The sequence below is a fragment of the Streptomyces sp. SCSIO 30461 genome (genome assembly GCF_037023745.1).
Taxonomy (GTDB): Bacteria; Actinomycetota; Actinomycetes; order Streptomycetales; family Streptomycetaceae; genus Streptomyces.
Genome location: NZ_CP146101.1, coordinates 3,206,698 through 3,227,165, shown reverse-complemented (window position 1 = coordinate 3,227,165; position 20,468 = coordinate 3,206,698). Strand labels below are relative to the sequence as shown.

General features: G+C 70.5%; 18 protein-coding genes and 1 pseudogene. 5 read left to right on the top strand and 14 right to left on the bottom strand.

Annotation, left to right across the window (positions count from 1 at the left end; genetic code table 11):
• Nucleotides 1-22 precede the first annotated feature (22 nt).
• The 12 genes from shc to V1460_RS14210 all read right to left on the bottom strand — a co-directional run bounded on the left by shc (nt 23) and on the right by V1460_RS14210 (nt 14,578).
• Complete coding sequence (gene shc / locus V1460_RS14265) at nt 23-2,113, bottom strand: squalene--hopene cyclase (protein ID WP_338674096.1); 2,091 nt, start codon at nt 2,111-2,113, stop codon at nt 23-25.
• 210 nt (nt 2,114-2,323) lie between these two features.
• On the bottom strand, nt 2,324-3,424 hold the full coding sequence (locus tag V1460_RS14260; RefSeq protein WP_338674095.1) for a polyprenyl synthetase family protein: 1,101 nt from the start codon (nt 3,422-3,424) through the stop codon (nt 2,324-2,326).
• On the bottom strand, nt 3,421-4,812 hold the full coding sequence (hpnE, locus tag V1460_RS14255; protein WP_338674094.1) for a hydroxysqualene dehydroxylase HpnE: 1,392 nt from the start codon (nt 4,810-4,812) through the stop codon (nt 3,421-3,423). The genes V1460_RS14260 and hpnE overlap by 4 nt, the downstream gene beginning before the upstream one ends.
• 295 nt (nt 4,813-5,107) lie before the next feature.
• On the bottom strand, nt 5,108-6,058 hold the full coding sequence (gene hpnD / locus V1460_RS14250) for a presqualene diphosphate synthase HpnD (protein ID WP_338674093.1): 951 nt from the start codon (nt 6,056-6,058) through the stop codon (nt 5,108-5,110).
• Between the two features lie 8 nt (nt 6,059-6,066).
• Nucleotides 6,067-7,026, bottom strand: coding sequence for a squalene synthase HpnC (hpnC, locus tag V1460_RS14245; protein WP_338674092.1), 960 nt, complete (start codon nt 7,024-7,026; stop codon nt 6,067-6,069).
• A 407-nt stretch (nt 7,027-7,433) separates the two neighbouring features.
• Nucleotides 7,434-8,255, bottom strand: coding sequence for an ABC transporter ATP-binding protein (locus V1460_RS14240; RefSeq protein ID WP_338674091.1), 822 nt, complete (start codon nt 8,253-8,255; stop codon nt 7,434-7,436).
• Nucleotides 8,242-9,171, bottom strand: coding sequence for an ABC transporter permease (locus V1460_RS14235; RefSeq protein ID WP_338674090.1), 930 nt, complete (start codon nt 9,169-9,171; stop codon nt 8,242-8,244). The genes V1460_RS14240 and V1460_RS14235 overlap by 14 nt, the downstream gene beginning before the upstream one ends.
• A 96-nt stretch (nt 9,172-9,267) precedes the next feature.
• The gene (locus V1460_RS14230; protein ID WP_338678049.1) at nt 9,268-10,146 is read right to left on the bottom strand and encodes a glycosyltransferase; all 879 of its coding nucleotides are present in this window, start codon (nt 10,144-10,146) and stop codon (nt 9,268-9,270) included.
• A 35-nt stretch (nt 10,147-10,181) separates the two neighbouring features.
• The gene (locus V1460_RS14225; RefSeq protein WP_338674089.1) at nt 10,182-10,961 is read right to left on the bottom strand and encodes a CDP-alcohol phosphatidyltransferase family protein; all 780 of its coding nucleotides are present in this window, start codon (nt 10,959-10,961) and stop codon (nt 10,182-10,184) included.
• Nucleotides 10,939-12,003, bottom strand: a complete 1,065-nt coding sequence (locus V1460_RS14220; protein WP_338674088.1) for an iron-containing alcohol dehydrogenase family protein — start codon at nt 12,001-12,003, stop codon at nt 10,939-10,941. Before V1460_RS14220 ends, V1460_RS14225 begins: the two co-directional genes overlap by 23 nt.
• Nucleotides 11,991-12,728 carry a phosphocholine cytidylyltransferase family protein gene (locus tag V1460_RS14215; RefSeq protein WP_338674087.1) on the bottom strand — a complete coding sequence of 246 codons (738 nt, stop codon included), beginning with the start codon at nt 12,726-12,728 and terminating at the stop codon, nt 11,991-11,993. The genes V1460_RS14220 and V1460_RS14215 overlap by 13 nt, the downstream gene beginning before the upstream one ends.
• Nucleotides 12,725-14,578, bottom strand: coding sequence for a DUF5941 domain-containing protein (locus V1460_RS14210; RefSeq protein ID WP_338678048.1), 1,854 nt, complete (start codon nt 14,576-14,578; stop codon nt 12,725-12,727). The genes V1460_RS14215 and V1460_RS14210 overlap by 4 nt, the downstream gene beginning before the upstream one ends.
• Nucleotides 14,579-14,833: 255 nt before the next feature.
• Between V1460_RS14210 and galE the strand changes: the two genes are divergently transcribed.
• The 4 genes and pseudogenes from galE (at nt 14,834) to idi (ending at nt 18,261) form a co-directional block, all read left to right on the top strand.
• Entirely contained in the window at nt 14,834-15,817 is a 984-nt protein-coding gene (gene galE, locus V1460_RS14205) for a UDP-glucose 4-epimerase GalE (protein WP_338674086.1), read from the top strand.
• 168 nt (nt 15,818-15,985) lie between these two features.
• The gene (locus V1460_RS14200; RefSeq protein ID WP_338674085.1) at nt 15,986-16,924 is read left to right on the top strand and encodes a cation diffusion facilitator family transporter; all 939 of its coding nucleotides are present in this window, start codon (nt 15,986-15,988) and stop codon (nt 16,922-16,924) included.
• A 111-nt stretch (nt 16,925-17,035) separates the two neighbouring features.
• A pseudogene (locus V1460_RS14195) lies at nt 17,036-17,536 on the top strand (GNAT family N-acetyltransferase); the annotation flags it as partial.
• 131 nt (nt 17,537-17,667) lie between these two features.
• Nucleotides 17,668-18,261, top strand: coding sequence for an isopentenyl-diphosphate Delta-isomerase (gene idi / locus V1460_RS14190; RefSeq protein ID WP_338674084.1), 594 nt, complete (start codon nt 17,668-17,670; stop codon nt 18,259-18,261).
• On the opposite strand, the gene V1460_RS14185 is transcribed toward idi, so the two are convergent.
• Nucleotides 18,236-18,721, bottom strand: coding sequence for an ATP-binding protein (locus V1460_RS14185; RefSeq protein WP_338674083.1), 486 nt, complete (start codon nt 18,719-18,721; stop codon nt 18,236-18,238). The genes idi and V1460_RS14185 overlap by 26 nt on opposite strands.
• Before the next feature lie 219 nt (nt 18,722-18,940).
• Here V1460_RS14185 and V1460_RS14180 point away from each other — a divergent pair, with 219 nt between their 5' ends.
• Nucleotides 18,941-19,714 (top strand): enoyl-CoA hydratase/isomerase family protein, encoded by a 774-nt coding sequence (locus tag V1460_RS14180; protein ID WP_338674082.1) that lies wholly within the window; start codon nt 18,941-18,943, stop codon nt 19,712-19,714.
• A gap of 48 nt (nt 19,715-19,762) precedes the next feature.
• Here the strand turns inward: V1460_RS14180 and V1460_RS14175 are convergent, their stop codons facing one another.
• The gene (locus V1460_RS14175) at nt 19,763-20,404 is read right to left on the bottom strand and encodes a DJ-1/PfpI family protein (RefSeq protein ID WP_338674081.1); all 642 of its coding nucleotides are present in this window, start codon (nt 20,402-20,404) and stop codon (nt 19,763-19,765) included.
• Between the last annotated feature and the right edge of the window lie 64 nt (nt 20,405-20,468).

Sequence of the window (20,468 nt, the reverse complement as noted above, 5' to 3'; positions counted from 1 at the left end):
CCGGAATCCCGGGCGTCCACGCTCAGATCCTGTTCCGGCGGGCGGAGGGCTCGCCGTGCACATAGCGGCCGAGCGCCGTGAGCGGGAAGACCTGCCGGTAGAGGTGGTAGTTGATGGAGAAGTCCCAGGGAAAGCCGGTGCCGGTGAAGTACGGCTCGTCCCAGGAACCGTCCGGGAGCTGCGTTTCACCGAGGAAGGCGATGCCCCGCTCGACCGCCTTTCCGTCCCGTTCCCCCGCTGCCAGCAGGGCGAGCAGAGCCCAGGCGGTCTGCGACGCGGTGGAGACGCCCTTGCCGACGGACCCGGTGTCCCGGTAGGAACGCAGATCCTCGCCCCAGCCGCCGTCGCCGTTCTGCACGGAGTCGAGCCAGCGGACGGCCCGCCGGATGGCCGGGTGCCCGGCGGGCAGCCCCGCTGCGGTGAGGGCGGGCACCACCGAGCCTGTTCCATAGAGGTAGTTGACACCCCAACGCCCGAACCAGGCACCGTTCGGCTCCTGTTCGCTGAGGAGCCACTCGACGGCCGCTCGGGTACGGGGGTGGTGGGCCCGGCCTTCGTACGCGAGCATCTCCACGACATGCGCCGTGACATCCGCGGACGGCGGGTCGATGACCTCGCCGAAGTCGCAGAACGGCAGCCGGTTGGGCAGCGGGCTGGTGTTGTCGGCGTCGAACGCGGCCCAGGCGCCGTTCTTCGACTGCATCCCGAGCGTCCAGTTGCCCGCCCGGGCGATCGCCCCTTCGATCCGTTCCGGATCGGGGTGTCCGACCCTGCGCAGGGCCAGGATGACCTCGGCGGTGTCGTCGATGTCGGGGTAGTTGTCGTTGTGGAACTCGAAGGCCCAGCCACCGGGGGCGAGCCGGGGTCTGCGTACGGCCCAGTCCCCGCGTTTGACGACCTCTTCGGCGAGCATCCAGTCGGCGGCCTTCACCAGCGCCGGATGGTCCCCCGGCAGTCCGGCGTCGGCGAGCGCGATGGTGGCGAGGCAGGTGTCCCAGACCGGGGACTGGCATGCCTCGATCATGCGCACCGGACCACCGGTGTGCCCGCCGTCCCGTTCCGTCGCCTCGTCCCGCCAGACGGCGAAGCGGTCGAGCGACTCGAGGCCCGAACGCATCACCGGGTGCCGGAGGTCGTATCCGAGCAGGTGGAGCGCGATCAGCGAGTAGACGGCGGGCGGTTGGATGCCGCCCCAGCAGCCGTCGTTCTCCTGCCGCTCGACGATCCAGCGGGCAGCGGCGTTCATCGCCGCACGGCGCAGCGGGCGCGGCGCGATCCTGCGGTAACCGTGCAGGGCCTTGTCGAGACGCTGGAAGAGCCCGTCCCAACTCGCTGCCGGTGCCAGTGGTCGTGCAGGGCAGGGACGGTGCCGGTCGGTGTGCAACTCGTCGAGCGGGAATGGCGCGGGGCGTACGGGTCGCTTGGCGGAGACGATGGTGAGCGGGACGATGGTCTGACGGGCCCAGCAGCCGAAGTCGTAGATGTTCAGCGGGAACCACGAGGGCAGGAAGATCAGTTCGGGCGGCAGCTCGGGCAGGTCCTCCCACTTCCACCAGCCGAAGAGCGCCAGCCAGATGCGGGTGAACACCCGGCTCGCCGCGATCCCTCCCTGCCCGCGGATCCAGGCCGCGGCCAGGTCCATGTGCGGGTCGCCGGGCCGGTCACCTGCGAGGCGCAGCGCCACATAGGCCTCGACGGTGGCGGAGAGCTCCCCAGGACCGCCGTGGAAGGTGGCCCAGGCGCCGTCGCCGCGCTGCAGGCCGCGGATGAAGCGGGCAGCGGCCAGCGTGGTCTTCTCGTCCTGGATGCCGAGGAACTGGCGGAGCATCAGGTCTTCGGCGTCCATCGTGACGTTGGTCTCGAGGTCGCCCTTCCACCAGCCTGCGGAGTCCTGCAGGCCGAGCAGATACTCGGCGGACCGCTGCGCCGCGCGTTCGGCGGCGAAGAGCACCTCACCCGTCGGACCGGACTCGGTCGGCTCCGATGGGGCTGCGGCCGCGCCGGGAGGTGGACCGGCCGGTGGAGCCGGGTCGGCGGTTGCGTCGATCGGTTCGCCGGCCACGGCTGCGCGGGGTCCTGGAGTCCCGGAGCTTCCGTCGGTCGTCGCTGTCATGGCTTCCCCTTCATGCAGTCGGAATCTCTGCTGCTGCGGGTCTGCCGTCGGCCGGTACCGTCAGAGGTACCGGCCGGCGACTGCGAGCTCATATGCGGTTGGGCGTGATCATCTCTCGCGCGGTCTTCCCTCTCGCCTGATCGACTCCGCGACCGGCCGTGTCGTCGGCTCCGCGACCGACCGCGCGCCCGGCGCTCCGTACCGCCACGGTCATCTCTCGCGTACGACCACGAAGTCGGCGAGCGCGACGAGCTGGGCCCTCACCCGGTCGGGCATCTCGATCCGGTCCAGCGCGTCCACGGCGATCGCGTGCTGCCGACGGGCCTCGTCGGCGGTCCACTGCCGACCGCCGGCCTCCTCGATCAGCGCTGCCCGGGTGGCGAACTCCTCCTCGGAGAAGCTGTCGAAGTCGCTGCTCTTCGCATCCGCGGCGAGCAGCTCACCGAGCCGCTCGGAGGCGGAGCCGCCGGCCGCGAGCGCGGCGACGACCGGAAGCGACTTCTTGCGCTGGCGCAGGTCGCTCCAGGTCTGCTTGCCGGTCGACACGGGATCACCCCAGATGCCGAGCAGATCGTCCACGGCCTGGAAGGCGAGACCGAGGTGGTAGCCGTAGGCCTCCAGGGTGTCCGCGGTGCGGTCGTCGGCGCCGCCGAGTACCGCACCGATGGACACGGCGCAGGCGAGCAGCGCGCCGGTCTTGTTGCCCTCCATCTCCAGGCATTCCTCGACGGTGACCCGCTCGCGGTGCTCGAAGGAGATGTCCTGGGCCTGGCCGTCGATGAGCTTGCGGGTGGCGGCGGTCAGCCTGCGGGTGGCGCGGCCGGCCTCGGCCGTGCCGAGTTCCAGCAGGACCTCGTTGGCCAGGGCGAAGAGCGCGTCCCCGACCAGAATGGCCTGGGCGGGGCCGTGCACCTTCCACACCGTGTCGCGGTGGCGGCGCTGCTCGTCACCGTCCATCAGATCGTCGTGGAGCAGCGAGAAGTTGTGCACCAGTTCGACGGCGACGGCGCCGGGAACACCTACTTCGGGGGCTGCCCCGGCGACCTCGGCGGACAGCACGGTCAGGGCGGGCCGTACCGCCTTGCCGCCGTCGCCGTCGGCGGGACGCCCGTGGGCGTCGATCCAGCCGAAGTGGTAGGCGGCGACGGTGTCCATGGGCGGCGCGAGCCGGTCCACGGCGGCACGCAGCACCGGGGTGGACAGCGTCCGCCCGCGCTCGAGCAGCGCGGTGACGTCCACGGTGTCAACAGCCGGGTTCGCCGAGGGCGCAGTCGGCACTTTCTCTCCTCTGGTTCCACTGCTCGGTGTCATGCCGCCTCCTTGAGCGGATGTTCATGGGGGCGGCCGAGATCGGTCAGCGCGGCGGCAGCGGCGCTGATACCGCTGCGCACGGCGCCCTCCATGGTCGCGGGCCAGCCGGTGGCGGTCCACGAGCCGGCCAGATAGAGGCCGGACGCAAGAGTGCGAGCGGCAGGCCGGAGCCTGCCCACGCCTGGGGTGGGGGCGAAGGTGGCGGTGCGCTCCCGGGTGACGAAGAAGTCGCGCACCTCCGCACCGTGCGCGGCCGGCAGCAGCCGCTCGAGCTCGGGGAGATAGCGTTCACGCAGTACGGTGACCGAGGTGTCGATCTCGTCGTGAGCGGCGGACTGGGACAGGGCCAGGTACTGCCCTTCGGTGAGCCCGGAGGCGTCCGTGCGGTCGAACACCCACTGGACGGGGCTGCCCAGCGCGGCGAAGAACGGCTTTCGCAGCACCTTGCGGTCGTAGACCACATGGATGTTGAGAATGGGCGCGGTGCCGATGCCCAGCAGCCGGTCCGGCTGGTCGAGCGCGCCTTCCGGCAGCAGGGCGTGGGTCTCGCGCTGGGGGACGGCCAGGACGACGGTGTCCGCGTCGAGGCGCAGTGTGCCTGCTGTGACGTTCCAGCGGCCGTCGTCGGTGCGGGTGACCGCACTGGCACGTGTCCGTAGTTCGGTGCGGACCCCGGCGCAGTCGAGAGCCTTGCGGGCCAGCGTGTCGTGGAGGTCGCCGAGCGGGACACGGGCCCAGCCGATGTCGGCGGCACCGGGCGTGGAGAGCAGCCCGGTCTTGAACACCATCGCGGCCAGGCCCAGTGACGCCTGGTCAGCCGTGGCATTGAGGGTCGCCACCCCCACGAGGTCCCAGAGCGCCTCGATGGCGCGCCGGGACTGGCCGTGCCGACCGAGCCAGCCTGCGAAGTCCACGGCGTCCAGGGCGGGGTCGGCGAGGTCGAGGCGCGCGAGTGCCAGCGCGGCACGCCCCACGGCCGCCCGCTCGGCGAGCGACAGATGCGGATACCCGGCCAGGGTACCGGCGAGGTGCAGCGGCACCGGCAGCGCGGCTCGGCGCAGATGCCCGAGCCGCGGGCGGCGCGGGTCGGCGACATCGAGCACGGGGACGTCCAGCCGGTCCTGGAGCGGGGCCAGCCGCGTACCCTCGACGCGGTCGAGGAACCAGCGGTAGGCGGTACAGCAGCGCAGATACACGTGCTGACCGTTGTCGACGCTCAGCTCACCGCGTCGGAACGAGAAGGCGAGACCGCCGAGACGCGGCCGGTTCTCGACCAGGGTGACACGCAGTCCGGAATCGGCGAGGCGCATGGCCGCGGTGACACCGGCGAGTCCCCCACCGACGACCACCGCGTGCGGCTGCGCCCTTGTGGCGCCGTGTGCCGTCATGGACCCTCCCCGGCCTCGAAGCACGGCAGGTACGCCGGCGCCGCACTGGCTTGCGTGTCCCCCGCGCTACCGCCCTCCGCCATGGTCACAGACGCGGCGATGTCGCGGAGGGTTGCACACCGGTTACGGATGCCCGGAGGACACGGTACACAACGGGCGACACCGTGAACACTCAGAGCACGGCAGTCACAGCGATCACATCGGGCACGGCGGGGACGACTCTCGGGAGTACGGAGCGTACGGGACCTTTCGGCAGCGGGGGACGAACGGGAGGAGCAGGTGGTACCGAACCGCATCAGGTGCGCCTCCTGACGGCCTGCGGGATGACATGCCGGGAGACATGCCGGGCGTCGAACCCCGACAGACCGCGCATGGCGACATAGGCCTTCTCATGGCCCGGCAGCGAGACCCGGCCGCGCAGCACAGCGCCGGGGTCGCGCTCGATGCGGTCGAGCAGCCGCCGGTAGATCCCGGCCATGGCCGCGACACAGGCACCGCTTCGCCGGTCGAGCATGGGAAGCAGCCGGTAGCCCTCCACGAACAAGCCCCGGGCACGCCGCACTTCGAAGTGGACGAGGCCGTCGAAGTCCGCGCCCTCGGGCAGCACCGGGTCGGTGAGACCCGTGGAGCAGCCGAACTTGGCGAGGTCGTCGGACGGCAGATAGGTGCGACCGCCCGCCGCGTCCTCGCGGATGTCGCGGAGGATGTTGGTGAGCTGGAGGGCGAGCCCCAGGGTGTCGGCGTACTCGGAGGCACGGTCGGCGCCCCGCGCACCGTGCTGCGTACCGAACACTCCGAGCGAGAGCCGGCCGATGGCGCCCGCGACACACCGGCAGTAGACCTTCAGGTCGTCCCAGGTCTCGTACGTCTCGCCGCGGACGTCCATGAGGACACCGTCGATCAGCTCGTCGAGTCCACCGAGCGGGATCGGGAAGCGTCGCGCGGCGTCGGCGAGCGCCACGGCCACGGGATCGGTGTCGTCCTCGTCGACCTTGTCGCCGCGGATCCGGCTGAGCAGTTCACGGGTCGATTCGAGCCGCTCGCGCTTGGCCGACGCGCCGAGACCACCGTCACCGATGTCGTCGACCCTGCGGGAGAACGCGTACAGCGCGGACATGGCCTGCCGCTTGTCCGTCGGCAGCAGCCGGATCCCGTACGCGAAGTTGCGCGCCTGCTGCCCGGTGACCGCCTCGCAGTAGCTGTAAGCGGCCCGCACCGGCGCGGACACGGGCGAGTGCCCCTGCATACCGCGACTCACCCCTCTCTACCGGCTCTACGCAAGACAACTCCCACTTCGCGCATCAGTCCCGCCCTGGTCGGTCTGGGTGGTCCGGGGAGTACGTCATACCCGGCGGCCTCGATCGCCGCGATGGCGGCGCGCCCACCCGCCACGAAACCGGCGAGCAGCAGCCTGAGCCTGCCGTGCACGCTGCCCACGAGAGGAAGACCGTCACCGAGCAGCCGTCCCGCACGGTCCGCCTCGAAGGCGACCAGCGCGCGCACCTGAGCGTCGGCGGTCGGGGCGGCGAGATCCGCCTCGGTCACCCGGAAGCGTTCCATGTCCTCGGCGGGGAGGTAGATCCGGTCGGCCGCCAGGTCCTCCGCGACATCCTGGAGGTGCTCGATGATCTGGAGCGCGGTGCATACGGAGTCCGACAGGCGCACCCGCTCGGGACTGGTGCTGCCGGTGACGGCGAGCACGAGCCGGCCCACGGGATCGGCGGACAACGCGCAGTAGGCGACGAGGTCCCCGTAGGTCTCGTAGCGGCTGACGAGCTGGTCCTGGCGGTTGGCCTCGATCAGCCCGATGAACGGCTCGGGGGTGAGCGAGTGACGGCGCACCGTGGACGCCAGGGCGCGGAGCAGCGGATGGTGCGGGGTGCTCTCCTCGCCCGGGTGCCCGTCCACGCGGCCGTCGGCGTCCGCGGCCGGGTCGGGGAAGACCCGCCGCAGATCGGCCTCGAACGCGTCGAGCATCACCAACCGGTCCGCGGCCTGGGCGGGGTCAAGCCCGAAGTGGACGGCGTCCGCGCCACCGGATGCGAGGTCACCGTCGCCGATGTCGTCGACGAGCCGGGCGTACCCGTACACCGCCATCAGGTCGTCGCGCCAGGACCTCGGCAGGAAGAAGGGGGCCACGGGAAAGTTCTCGTCCGCAGCCTTGTCCAGTGTGGTGCGCGGGGAGGCGTCGGGGCGCACCTGCCGGGTTCCCATCACGTCGGGCTGCCCGCTGCGGGGACGGCACCGCGCGCGCGGAGCTGGAGATCTTCCGTCATAGCCGTCACATCTCCCGTTCTACACTGCCGACCCAATACATCCTATTTCGGACACGCCGCCGTGAATCAGCACCGGCACAGCTTACGTTGTACAGCCCCGAGGTCCATGGCGGGGTACTGCGAGCGTCACAAGAGCACTGCGATCCGTGACCAACCACCTCAGGTGGCACAGGGATTGACGACCGATCGACATACCTGCGCGCTGCACCCGTCCGCCGCACCGCAGCCGCACCCCCAGCGGGGCCCGACCGCACCCGGCGGCGGGCCCGACCGGTCGCTCCGGTGGGCCCCAGCCGCCGCAATCGCCTGCCGCCGGGACCGGGACGCCTACTTCCCGGTCTCCCGCTACTTCCCGGTCTCCCGCTCGTACGCCTTGAGCACCTCGGCGGTCGGTCCGTCCATCAGCAGCTCGCCCTTCTCCAGCCAGAGCACCCGGTCGCAGGTGTCCCGGATGGAGCCCAGGCTGTGGCTCACCAGGAACACCGTGCCCGCGTGCTTGCGCAGCTCGCGGATGCGCTCTTCCGAGCGGATCTGGAACTTCCGGTCGCCCGTGGCCAGCGCCTCGTCGATCATGAGGACGTCGTGGTCCTTGGCGGCGGCGATGGCGAACCGCAGCCGAGCACCCATACCGGACGAGTACGTGCGCATCGGCAGCGTGATGAAGTCGCCCTTCTCGTTGATGCCGGAGAAGTCGACGATGCCCTGGTACCGCTCGCGGATCTCCTCCTTCGACATACCCATGGCGAAACCGCCGAGGATGACGTTGCGCTCACCAGTCAAATCGCCCATCAGCGCGGCGTTCACTCCCAGCAGCGAGGGCTGACCGTCGGTGTAGACCTTGCCGCTCTCGGTGGGCAGCAGTCCTGCGATGGCACGCAGCAGGGTCGACTTGCCGGAACCGTTGGTACCGATGAGGCCGATTGCCTCGCCGCGGTAGGCGGTGAAGGTGACACCGCGCACGGCGTGCACCTTGCGGACCCCGCGTACCTCTTCGCCGCGGTCGCGCTTGAGGATCCGGCTCAGGGCGGCGGTGGCGCTGCCTTTGCCGCTGCTCGCCCCGTTGACGCGGTACACGACATGGACATCGTCGGCGATGACGGTGGGCACACGAGCGTCACTCCGCGTCCCGATGTCGCCGATGTCCCTGATGTCGTCAGCCACGGCCATAACGCTCCTCCGCCTTCCAGAAGTACACGAAGCCGACCACGCCCAGTAGGACCGCCCAGGCCAGGGCAGCGAACCAGACATGCGTGGGCAGGTTCGACCTGTCGTACCCGTCGATCAGGGCGAAGCGGATGAGGTCCATGTAGACGGCCGCCGGGTTGTACATCAGGACCTCGGCGATCCAGGCCGGCTTGTCCGCGAGCATTTCCTTGATCGAGAACATCACGCCGGAGCCGTACATCCATGTGCGCATGATGAACGGCATCAGCTGGGCCAGGTCGGGGGTGCTGCTGCCCCAGCGCGCCATGATCAGCGCGAGTCCGGCGTTGAACACGAACTGGAGCGCCAGCGCCGGGACGACCAGCAGCCAGCTGAGCGAGGGGTAGCTGCCGAACCCGACCGCGACGAGCACCAGCACGATCATCGAGAACAGCAGCTGCTGGAGCTGCTGGAGCGCGAACGAGATCGGCAGCGAGGCGCGCGGGAAGTGCAGGGCCCGCACCAGGCCCAGGTTGCCGGAGATGGCCCGCACCCCGGCGGTCACCGAGGTCTGGGTGAAGGCGAACACGAACACACCCGTCACCAGGAACGGGATGTAGACCTCCTTGGACATCCCGCGACCCGCGCCGAGGATGAGCCCGAAGATCAGGTAGTAGACGAACGCGTTCAGCAGTGGCGTCGCCACCTGCCACAGCTGACCGAGTTTGGCCTGGCTGTACTGGGCCGTGACCTTCGCCGACGAGAACGCGAGGATGAAGTTCCGGCGGCCCCAGAGCTGCCCGACGTACTCGAAGAGCCCCGGTCGGGCACCGCTCACCGAGAGGCCGTACTTGGCGGCCAGCTCCGCCGGCTTCAGCCCGGCGTCGGGAGATGGCAGAGCGGTCGTCACGATCGCTCCGTCATGGGTTGTGTCACTCACAAGTTGAAACTTTCGTGTTCAAGATGCGCGTCAGTTTGGGCGCTCAGGTGGCGGCCAGGACCCGGATTACGCCCGATGCTCTCAGACCACGGCCGGTCATACGACCGGTGGTCGGCCCAGCCTTGTCAGCCGCCACACCGTACGCCACTTCATGGGCCTACGGGGTCCGCACGGAGTCGTCCAGCCTTCCTTGAATCCACCGAACCACGCCTTGAGCGCCGACGTCGAAGGACGCCTGGCGAGTGTGAGAAGAATCCACACGCCGAGATACAGCGGCACCAGGGGCGCAGGCAGATTGCGACGAGCCAGCCACACTCGGTTGCGAGCCACCATGCGGTGGTAGACCGCATGCCGCGACGGCGGGGTGGTGGGGTGGTGCAGCACCATGTCGGAGCGGTAGTCGATCATCCAGCCGGCGTCCAGCGCCCGCCAGGCGAGATCGGTCTCCTCGTGGGCGTAGAAGAAGTCGTCCGGGAGCCCGCCGACCTGCGCGATGACCTCGGTGCGGACGGCGTTGGCGCCGCCCAGGAAGGTCGTCACACGCGAGGAGCGCATCGGGTCGGACGCCCTCAGCCGCGGCACATGGCGGCGCTGGGTGGCACCGGTCTCCGGGTCGGCGATCCGGAAGCTGACGATGCCCAGGCTCGGATCGTCGGCGAAGGCCCGGCGCACCCGTTCCGCGGTGTCGTTGTCGGGCAGCAGACCGTCGTCGTCGAGGAACAGCAGCGCGTCGACTTGCGTACCGGCGGGCCCGAATGCCTCGATGCCGACGTTGCGCCCGCCCGGGATCCCCAGGTTCTCGGGCAGATCGACGGTCCGTACGAACGGGAAGCCGTCCACACCGGTCACGGGGGCGCCGTTGCCGACCACGACCACCTCGACCGGCTCGCCCTCCTGCTTGGTGACGGAGTCGAGCAGGGCGCGCAGATCGTCGGGGCGGTTGCCCATCGTGATGATGACGGCACCGAGCTTCATGCCGTCGGTCGTGCTGTCACTGGTCATGGCCCCGCTCACCTCAGCCTGCTGGAGACGAGGATCGACACGAGGTGCAGCACGGTCTGGAGCAGCGCGATACCCGCGAGCACGGCGACGCCGAGGCGGGTGAAGAACAGGTCGCCCCGGATCTGGTCGGCGATGGCGAGCACCAGGATGAGCAGCGACGCCTCGATGCCGAGCACCAGCCGGTGGAACTTCAGCGCGGCCGCGGCCCGCCTGGCGAGCGCCATCCCGGAGGAGCGCGGCTCCGCCGCAGCTTCCTTCACCGGTTCCATCCCGGCCTGGTGGCGGGCAACACCGACCAGGTCGGTCTCGGCCTTGATCAGGATGGCACCGAGCGCGGCCAGGGTGCCGAGGAAGGCCCACAGCCAGTCGATCTGCCCACCTCCCCACAGGTCGGCCGCGCGCAGCCCGAAGCCGGTCAGCACCGCGGCGTCGCACAGATACGCGCCGACCCGGTCCAGGTACACGCCGGACAGGGAGTACTGCTTCTTCCAGCGGGCGACCTCGCCGTCCACGCAGTCCAGCAGCAGGTAGAGCTGGACCATCACGACGCCGAGCACGGCGCCCCAGATGCCCGGCACCAGCAGGGCGGGCAGGGCCAGCACACCGGCCAGGGTCATCAGGTAGGTCAGCTGGTTGGGCGTGACCTTGGTGGTGACCAGGACACGGGTGATGCGCAGCGAGATCTCCCGCATGTAGAGGCGGCCGCCCCAGTGCTCACCGCTGCGCCGGTCCTTCACACCCGCCGGGTGCACCACCGGGCGGAGTTCAGCTACGGATGGTCTTGGCATAGTCGGCGTACGCGTCCCTGATCTGGTCGGTGGACAGGTCGAGGTGTTCGAGGATGGTGAAGCGCCCTGGCCGGGTCCGCGGCGCGTACTCGACGGCGCGGACGAACTCCTCGGGAGAGAAGCCCATCTCTTCGGGCAGCACCGGCAGCCCGTGCCTGCGGAGCACCTCGGCGAACAGCGCGGACTGCTCGTGGGCGCCGCGCAGATGCATCGCGAAGGCGGCACCGAGGCCGACCTGCTCGCCGTGGCTGGCGGCCCGCCTGGGGTGGAGCAGGTCGAAAGCGTGGCTGATCTCATGGCAGGCGCCGGACGAAGGCCGGGAGTCACCGCTGATCGACATGGCGATTCCGGAGAGCACCAGCGCCTCCGCCAGCACCGTGAGGAACTCGTCGTCGCCGACACCGCCGGGGTGGCGGAGCACCGCCTCGCCCGCGGTGCGGGCCATGGCGGCGGCAAGGCCGTCCACGGCCTCCCCGGTGACCTTGTGGGACAGCTCCCAGTCGGCGATCGCCGAGATGTTGGAGATCACGTCGCCGATGCCCGAGCGGACGAATCTGACCGGGGCGGCGCGCACCACGTCGAGGTCGATCACCATGGCGATCGGCGAGGGGACACCGTACGAGCCGCGCCCGTTGTCGTTGTCCAGGATGGAGATCGGGGAGCACAGGCCGTCGTGGGCCAGGTTGGTGGCGACGGCCACCAAGGGCAGGCCGACCCGCGCAGCGGCGTACTTCGCCACGTCGATGATCTTGCCGCCGCCGAGGCCGACGACCGCGTCGTAGCGCCGCTTGCCCTTGACCGCGTCGGCCAGCCTGACCGCCGAGTCGATGGTGCCGTCGGCGACCTCATACCAGTCGGCGCCCGGCAGCACCGGGGCGAGCCGCTCGCGCAACGCCTGGCCCGAGCCGCCGCTGATCGCGAACGCCAGCTCGCCGGACGCGGAGATCCTCTGGTCGGCCAGCAGGCCGGCCAGATCGTCCATCGCCCCGCGGCCGATGTCGACGACGACCGGCGACGGGATGAGCCGGGTCAGTACTGGCACGCGATCTCACGGCCCTTCGCGAGGTCGTCGTGGTTGTCGATCTCGACCCACTTGACGTCGCCGATCGGTGCCACGTCGATGGTGAAGCCGCGGTCGACCAGCTCCTGGTAGCCGTCCTCGTAGTAGAGGTCGGGGTCGCGCTCGAAAGTGGTCTTCAGCGCGTCGGCGAGCTCTACGGCGGCCTCCGGCTCGATCAGGGTGACGCCGATGTACTCGCCGGTGGCGGTGGCCGGGTCCATCAGCTTGGTGATCCTCCGCACGCCCTCGCCGTCGGCGGTGATCACCTTCATCTCCTCGTCGGCGAGCTGCTTCACCGAGTCGAGGGCAAGGATGATCTTCTGGCCGCCACCGCGTGCGGCGAGCAGGGTCCGCTCCACGGACACCGGGTGCACGGTGTCGCCGTTGGCGAGGATCACGCCCCGCTTGAGCACCTCACGGGCGCACCACAGGGAGTAGGCGTTGTTCCACTCCTCAGCCTTGTCGTTGTCGATCAGGGTGAGCTTCAGGCCGTACGCGGCCTCCAGCTCGTCCTTGCGCGCGTACACGGCCTCCTTGCGGTAGCCGACGACGACGGCGGCCTCGGTGAGACCGACCTCCCGGAAGTTCTTCAGCGTGAGGTCGAGGACCGACAGGTCCCCGTTCACGGGCACGAGGGCCTTCGGAAGCGTGTCGGTGTACGGACGCAGACGCCGTCCGGCACCGGCTGCCAATACGAGGCCGATCATGCAGGTTCTCCTTCGTCATGTACGGCGGGTGCTCCTGCGGAGACCCAGAAGCGGATGGACTCCACGAGCACCACCACGGCCACGGCCACCGCGAGCGCGGTGATCGCGACGGTGAATCCCGAGCCGTGGGCCACCAGTACGGCGGCGAGTACCGCCACCGCGAGCGTGCGGCCCTCGTGGCCGCCGATCGCGCGCACCAGCCAGGCGGGCGGCGCGCCGGTGCCACCGCGGATGCGGTAGACCGTGTCGTAGTGATGGTAGGCGACTGCCGCGACCAGCCCGAAAGCCGCGGGCAGGGCCCCCTCCACACCCGACCGGGCGGCGAGCAGCAGGATCACGCCGTACTCGGTGGCGCGGAAGACCGGGGGGACGAGCCAGTCGAGCGCGCCCTTCAGCGGCCGGGCGACGGCGAAACCGGACGTCGCGACATACAGCGCGGCTGCGGCGACCGGCCACCAGCTGCCGGGGGCGGTGAAGGCGGCCGCGCTCACCACCACGGCCCCTCCGGCCGCCGCGGCCAGCAGGGGTGCGATCGCGGGCAGGCGCCGGACGACTGCGGCGAAGGCCACCGCGAAGCTGTCGGCGAGCAGACCCGAATCCGTGAGGTCGGCGAGTGCCTGGGCGGCGCGGTCGGTCCGGTGCGCCTTGCGGGTCACCGAACGCAGCACACGGCCGGCCGTGGTGTACAGGGCCGCGAAGGAACAGCCGACGAGCAGGGCGTAGAACACGATCCGGGGCGTGGTGAGCGCCGTCAGCACGGCGATCATGGCCCAGCGCTCGCCGATCGGCAGCACGATCATGCGGCGTACCCAGACCGTCCAGCCGACGCTGTCGAGCCGGTCGGAGAGCGCCGCGGTGGGGCTGGTGTTGGCGGTCGCGTCGTGATTGGCCTCGTTGAACGAGAAGTCCACGACATGCCGGCAGGTCTGGAGCACCATCGCGCCGAGGGCCAGGGCCCAGACGTCGTCGCCGTTCCCAGCCGCGCCCAGGGCGAGGCCGGCGTAGAAGGCGTACTCCTTGACCCGGTCGAAAGTGGCGTCGAGCCAGGCGCCCATCGTGGAGTACTTCAGGGCGTAGCGGGCGAGCTGCCCGTCGGCGCAGTCCAGCACGAAGGAGAAGAGGAGCAGGGCACCCGCGGCGACATAGCCGCCACGGGTACCCGTGGCGGCGGCTCCCGCCGCTATCAGCGCGGTGAGCAGCGAAGCGGTGGTGACATGGTTCGGAGTCAGTCCGCGGCGGGCGCACCAGCGGGCGATGTAGCGCGAGTACGGGCTGATACAGAAGGTGGTGAAGAAGCCGTCACGGGACTTCACGGCGGAGCGAAGCCGTACGGCTTCGTCGTCCACGGCTTCGACGGCCTGCCGGGCCTCGTCGCGGGCGCGCGGGTCACGTGGCACGGTCGCCACGAGCGAGCCGAGTTCGGGGCGGTGCGGCGCGGCGCCCTCCGCGGCGAGCGCGTCGGCGACCCGGTCTGCAAGGGGCGCGGCGGCCTGCCCCGGCGTGGCGACACACTCACCGGCGGTTCCAGCGCGGTCGGCGGCGGGCGCTCCCCCGGCCACTGCGCGTAGGGCGTCCAGGAGCACCGTGCGCGCCTCGGGCTGAGCCATCACCGCGCCCGGCACGGCAGCTGTCGGGAAGCGGGGGTCGGTCAGCCCGAGGCGCAGGGCGTGCACATGACCGACGAGCCGCGGGTCCACGACGGCGACGCGTTCGCCTGCCGGGGCCGCGGCGACGAGCGCGGCGGTCTCGTCAGCATCGGTGGCCGTGCGAAGGTCGAAGCCCAGCGACCTCAGATCGCCTTCGAGCGGCGATCCGGGTACCGGCGGACCGGTGAGGATGGCGGTCGACAGACGGACTCACTCCTTGGCGCTGGTGGGTGTCTTGCACGGCGGCCCGACCCGGGCACCCGGGCGGCGGCATGTCGGTTGAGGCTATCGGATGACCGGAATCCCGGGCTCACCGAGGTTCGGGTGCTGTGGGGTCGCCTCGGCCCCCCCACCCAGCTAGATCATCAACGATCGGCACCCCGACCGACAAACCGCGTGCGAACCGCGTGCCAACCGCGCGGGGAAGGCCCGCCTGCTGCGCCCCGTAGGGTGGCGGCTATGACGTGGCTGATTACAGGCGGTGCGGGCTACATCGGCGCCCATGTGGCGGGAGTCATGGCCGAGGCCGGGGAGCGGGTCGTCGTGCTCGACGATGTCTCGACCGGGGTCCCGGGACGGCTCCCCGAAGGCGTGCCCCTGGTTCGGGCCTCGGTGCTCGACCGGGAGGTGCTGGACCGGGCGCTCGCCGAGCACGCGGTCACGGGTGTGGTGCATCTCGCGGCGAAGAAGCAGGTCGGCGAGTCCGTGGAGCATCCGCTGCGCTACTACGACACCAATGTGCACGGACTGACGGTCCTGCTCGACGCCGTGGTCGCCGCGGGTGTCCGCCGTTTCCTGTTCTCCTCGTCCGCCGCCGTGTACGGCGTGCCCGACGTGGAACTGATCACGGAGGACACCCCCGCCGTTCCGATCAACCCGTACGGCGAGACCAAGCTCGCCGGAGAGTGGCTGGTCAGGGCAGCAGGTCAGGCGTACGGAATCGCGACAGCCTGCCTGCGGTACTTCAACGTGGCCGGCGCGGCACACCCCGATCTCGCCGACACCGGGGTGTTCAACGTCATTCCGATGTTCTTCGACCGGATGACCCAGGGTGAGGCCCCGCGGATCTTCGGCGATGACTACCCGACCCCCGACGGCACCTGTGTCCGCGACTACATCCACGTCGCTGACCTGGCCGACGCCCATCTGACCGTGGCCCGGCGGCTGGCCACTCAGCACAACACCGGCGATCTCACCCTGAACGTGGGTCGCGGCGAGGGCGTCTCGGTCCGCGAGCTCGCCCGGCTGGTCGCTGAGGTGACGGGGCACGGCACCCCTGCGGTCGTGGCGCCGCGGCGGCCGGGCGACGCCGCGCGAGCCGTCGCCTCGGTCGAGCGGATCGGCAAGGAGTTGGGCTGGACGGCCACGCGCGGGGTGCGCGAGATGATCGAGTCGGCCTGGGAGGGATGGCTGTTGCGGCATCCGGAGGCCGCCGCCCGCTGAGGGCCGCCCCTGCGCTGACCTGCGGACATAATCGCAGGTCAGCGCATATGACAACGGTGTTCAGCTTCGTGTTGCCCGATACCCCCCACCCGTAGTTCACTGGCCATGATCGGCCAATCGGACAGATCGATGACCGACCCGTCCGACGACAATCCGGGAGGCAGGCACATGGGGGCTGGGCACGACCACGGCCATTCGCACGGCGCACCGCCGACAGGCACTACGACTGCCGCCTTCAAGGGGCGGCTCCGGGTGGCGCTGGCGATCACGCTGAGTGTGATGGTCCTCGAGATCGTGGGCGGCATCCTGGCCGACTCGCTGGCGCTGATCGCCGATGCGGCACACATGGCCACGGACGGTCTGGGCCTGGCCATGGCACTGATGGCGATCCATTTCGCCGCCCGCCCGGCGGACGCCCGCCGGACCTACGGCTTCGCCCGCGCCGAGATCCTCGCCGCCCTGGCCAACTGCCTGCTGCTGCTCGGCGTGGGCGGGTTCCTGCTGTACGAGTCGGTGCAGCGGTTCATCACACCGGCCGAGACCAAGGGCGGGCTGGCCATCGCCTTCGCCCTGGTCGGCCTGATCGCCAACATCGTGTCGCTGTCCCTGCTGGTGCGGGGGCAGCGCGAGAGCCTCAATGTGCGCGGCGCCTATCTGGAGGTGCTCGCGGACGCGCTGGGCTCGGTGACGGTGCTGGTCTCGGCGGGCATCATCCTTGCCACCGGGTGGCAGGCGGCGGACCCGATCGCCTCGCTGGTGATCGGGCTGATGATCGTGCCGCGCACGGTCAAGCTGCTCAGGGAGACACTGGACGTCCTGCTGGAAGCCGCGCCCAAGAACGTGGACATGGCGGAGGTGCGCGAGCACATCACGGCTCTGCCGGGTGTGGAGGACGTCCATGACCTGCACGCCTGGACCATCACCTCGGGGATGCCGGTGCTCTCGGCCCATGTGGTGGTGGCACAGGAAGTGCTGGACACGGTCGGCCACGAGAAGATGCTGCACGACCTCCAGGGTTGCCTGGGGACCCATTTCGACGTCGAGCACTGCACGTTCCAACTCGAACCTGGCGGCCACGCCGAGCACGAGGCAAGGCTGTGCCACTGAGCTGAGCCGTGCCACTGAACGGCCGGACGGACGGGCGGCTGCGAACCGCGGCGGCCTCCCGCGAAGGTGGATGCCATGACGCGACGCAGTGACCTCGAAGCCGGCGCCGACTGGCGGACCCGGCCTGAGACGACCAGCGACCGGGCGGCGGTCCACTCGCTGAACACGGCGGCGTTTCCGACCCGCCACGAAGCCGACCTCGTGGACGCGCTCCGCGAGGACGAGGCGGCATGGCTGCCCGGCCTGTCGTACGTGGCGGAGGCGCCGGACGGCTCGATCGCGGCCCACGCGCTGCTGACCCGCTGCCGGGTCGGCGGCGCGCCCGCGCTCGCGCTGGCGCCGTGTGCCACCGCGCCGCGATTCCAGCGGCGAGGTGCGGGCACCGCGGTGATCCACGCCCTGCTGGAGGCGGCACGGGAGCGCGGCGAGCAGGTGGTCGTGGTGCTCGGGCATCCGGAGTTCTATCCGCGCTTCGGCTTCGCCCCGGCCTCGCGACTGGGAATCGCGCCGGGGTTCGACGTACCCGACGAGGCGATGATGGCACTGGTCCTCGAAGGTTCCACGGACGTACCGCGGGGCATGATCACGTACCCCGAAGCCTTCGGGGTCTGACCCGCGGTCCGCGCCTTTGTGCCGCGCACACAGGCGCGGACATGCCCCAAGAGCGGCGAATGACGAACAAGACGCCTTTTTGCGGCAGACTGAGTCAGCCCCAGTGCCGTGGAACGAAGCGAAGGATGGCTATGCCGACCACACCCGCCACCGCGGCGAACAACTCGCCGAACGGCACGATGCAGCCGATCTTGCTCGAACTCGTCGACGAGAGCGGCCGGACCATCGGCACCGCCGAGAAGCTCGCCGCCCATCAGGCACCCGGTCAACTGCACCGGGCCTTCTCGGTGTTCCTCTTCGACGAGCAAGGACGGCTGCTGATCCAGCGCCGTGCCCTGGGGAAGTACCACTCCCCCGGTGTCTGGTCGAACACCTGCTGCGGGCACCCGTACCCGGGCGAGGCGCCGTTCACCGCCGCCGCCCGCCGCGTGCACGAGGAGCTCGGTGTGTCGCCGTCCCTGATGGCGGAGGCGGGCACCGTCCGCTACAACCACCCGGACCCGGCCTCCGGCCTGGTCGAGCAGGAGTACAACCACCTCTTCGTGGGCATGGTGCAGGGTTCGCTGCGGCCCGACCCCGAGGAGATCGACGACACCGCGTTCGTCACGGCAGTCGAGCTGACCGAGCGGCACGCCGGTGACACGTTCTCCGCATGGTTCATGACGGTGCTGGACGCCGCCCGCCCCGCGATCAAGGAACTCACAGGTTCGGCCAGCGGCTGGTAGCCCACCGGTCGGGGGCCTCAAGGGGAAGTGCGGCCCAGATGATCTTGCCGCCTGTGGTGGTCTGCTCCACGTCGCAGCTGCCGCCCGCCTCCCTGGTGACCTCCCTGACCAGGAGCAGACCGCGCCCTCCGGTCTGCTCGTAGTCGGTCTCCAGCGCCCCGGGTCGGTACGGGTGGTTGTCCTCGACGGCCACCCGGATCCAGCCGGCGCCGATCGCCACTTCCACGGCGAGCTCGGGTGAGAGCAGGGCCGCGTGCCGTACTGCGTTGGTCACCAGCTCGGAGACGATCAGCAGCAGCCCCTGGAGCAGTTCGTCCCGCACGGGCACGCCCTGGCGCAGGATCAGATCACGGACGGCGTGCCGCGCCCGGGGCACCGAGACCTCGACCGCCGGTGTGATGAACCGCCAGACGCCTTCGTACGACAGCGACCGCGCCGGGACGCTCCCGGGGCTCTCCATAGGCCCGCACCCACCTTCGTGGATCGTGGTCGGGAAGCCTGGCCTGATGCGGTCAGGCGACCTGTTGACCAGGTGTCCGACCGAGTGTTGGGCCGGCCTGGTCCACACCGGGCCGGCGACCGTAAAGAGACATATATCGACGATTCGCGATCGCACAGGCCCCGATCCTGCCGGGAGCCCGACCGGTTCCGCTCGGGCAGCGCCCGATAGCATCCGGTCATGGACCGAACGGAGCCGAAGCAGGGGCAGATCTCCTCGGTGGTGGCGGACTCGGTCGCCACCGTCGTCATCGGCAATCCCGGCAAGCGCAACGCGATGACCGCCGCGATGTGGACCGCACTGCCGACCGTACTCGAAGGACTCGCACAGGACCCCGCCGTCCGCGTGCTGGTGCTGACCGGCGCGGGGAGCACTTTCTGCGCAGGCGCCGACATCTCCTCGTTGCGAGCCCACACGCCCGGAGCGGACGAGGACCCGCAGAGTCTCGCCGTACGGGCCGAGGAGGCGCTCGCCGCGTTCCCCAAGCCGACCATCGCCGCGGTGCGCGGCTATTGCGTGGGCGGGGGCTGCCAGCTGGCCGCCGCCTGTGATCTGCGGTTCACCGAGGAAGGCGCCTCCTTCGGCATCACCCCGGCCAAGCTGGGCATCGTCTACCCGGCATCCTCCACCCGGCGGCTGGTGGGACTGGTCGGGCCCGCGACGGCGAAGTACCTGCTGTTCTCGGGAGAGCTGATCGGGTCCGCGCGAGCGCTGCGCACCGGTCTCGTGGACGAGGTGCTGCCGGAGAACGAACTGGGCAAGCGGGTCGCCGAGTTTACGCGGGTACTGGTGAGCCGGTCACAACTGACCCAGGCGGCGGCGAAGGAGTTCGCGGCGGGACGCACCGACCGGGACGCCCACTGGACGGCCCAGGCACGCTCCAGCGGCGACTCCGCCGAAGGGATCGCGGCCTTCCTGGAACGCAGGGCCCCGCGGTTCACCTGGACGGGGTGAGGCGCGCGGCCGGTTCCGCCCGCCCGGCGCTTCGGTCCCGCCGAGCCGTCAGCCGGCCTCGACCACCGTCCGACCGAGGCCGCGCCAGTGGGCGACGATCTCCGTCGGCGCCTTCTCGGGTGAGCCCGCGTCGTAGGGCGGCTGCGGGTCGTACTCGGTGAGCAACTGCACGCTCTGGGCGACCCGGTCACCCGCGATCCGGCCGAGCAGATGAAGCGCCATGTCGATCCCGGAGGACACACCGGCGGCGGTGACGTACTTGCCGTCGAAGACGACGCGCTCCCCCGTCGGCTCCACGCCCAGATCCCGCAGTGCGTCGAGTGCCAGCCAGTGGCTGGTGGCCCGGCGCCCTTCGAGCAGTCCGGCACCCGCCAGCACGAGGGACCCGGTGCACACGGATGTGGTCCAGGTGCTGGTGGCGTCCACGGCGCGCAGCCAGTCCAGCAGCACCGGATCCTTCATCGCGTCACGCGATCCGGGGCCACCGGGCACGAGGACGATGTCCGCGGCGGTCACATCGGCGAAGCTCCGTTCGGCGTGCAGGATGAGGTTGTCCTGGTCGTTGTGCACCGGTCCGGCGCTCGCGGCCACGAAGAAGGTCTGCGCACCGGGCATCCGGCTGAGCATCTCGAACGGACCCACGGCGTCGAGTGCGGTGAAGCGGTCGTAGAGCATTATGGCGATCTGCATGATGCGGAACTCCTCTGCGTCGGTGCTGTCTTCGGTCGGAACGGTGAGCGAGCGGTGGTCAGGA

Bases quoted from the DNA above. Each gene is read 5' to 3' on its own strand.
- shc (WP_338674096.1), bottom strand. From the start codon at position 2,113: ATGACAGCGACGACCGACGGAAGCTCCGGGACTCCAGGACCCCGCGCA.
- V1460_RS14260 (WP_338674095.1), bottom strand. From the start codon at position 3,424: ATGACACCGAGCAGTGGAACCAGAGGAGAGAAAGTGCCGACTGCGCCC.
- hpnE (WP_338674094.1), bottom strand. From the start codon at position 4,812: ATGACGGCACACGGCGCCACAAGGGCGCAGCCGCACGCGGTGGTCGTC.
- hpnD (WP_338674093.1), bottom strand. From the start codon at position 6,058: ATGCAGGGGCACTCGCCCGTGTCCGCGCCGGTGCGGGCCGCTTACAGC.
- hpnC (WP_338674092.1), bottom strand. From the start codon at position 7,026: ATGGGAACCCGGCAGGTGCGCCCCGACGCCTCCCCGCGCACCACACTG.
- V1460_RS14240 (WP_338674091.1), bottom strand. From the start codon at position 8,255: ATGGCCGTGGCTGACGACATCAGGGACATCGGCGACATCGGGACGCGG.
- V1460_RS14230 (WP_338678049.1), bottom strand. From the start codon at position 10,146: ATGAAGCTCGGTGCCGTCATCATCACGATGGGCAACCGCCCCGACGAT.
- V1460_RS14225 (WP_338674089.1), bottom strand. From the start codon at position 10,961: ATGCCAAGACCATCCGTAGCTGAACTCCGCCCGGTGGTGCACCCGGCG.
- V1460_RS14215 (WP_338674087.1), bottom strand. From the start codon at position 12,728: ATGATCGGCCTCGTATTGGCAGCCGGTGCCGGACGGCGTCTGCGTCCG.
- galE (WP_338674086.1), top strand. From the start codon at position 14,834: ATGACGTGGCTGATTACAGGCGGTGCGGGCTACATCGGCGCCCATGTG.
- V1460_RS14200 (WP_338674085.1), top strand. From the start codon at position 15,986: ATGGGGGCTGGGCACGACCACGGCCATTCGCACGGCGCACCGCCGACA.
- idi (WP_338674084.1), top strand. From the start codon at position 17,668: ATGCCGACCACACCCGCCACCGCGGCGAACAACTCGCCGAACGGCACG.
- V1460_RS14185 (WP_338674083.1), bottom strand. From the start codon at position 18,721: ATGGAGAGCCCCGGGAGCGTCCCGGCGCGGTCGCTGTCGTACGAAGGC.
- V1460_RS14180 (WP_338674082.1), top strand. From the start codon at position 18,941: ATGGACCGAACGGAGCCGAAGCAGGGGCAGATCTCCTCGGTGGTGGCG.
- V1460_RS14175 (WP_338674081.1), bottom strand. From the start codon at position 20,404: ATGCAGATCGCCATAATGCTCTACGACCGCTTCACCGCACTCGACGCC.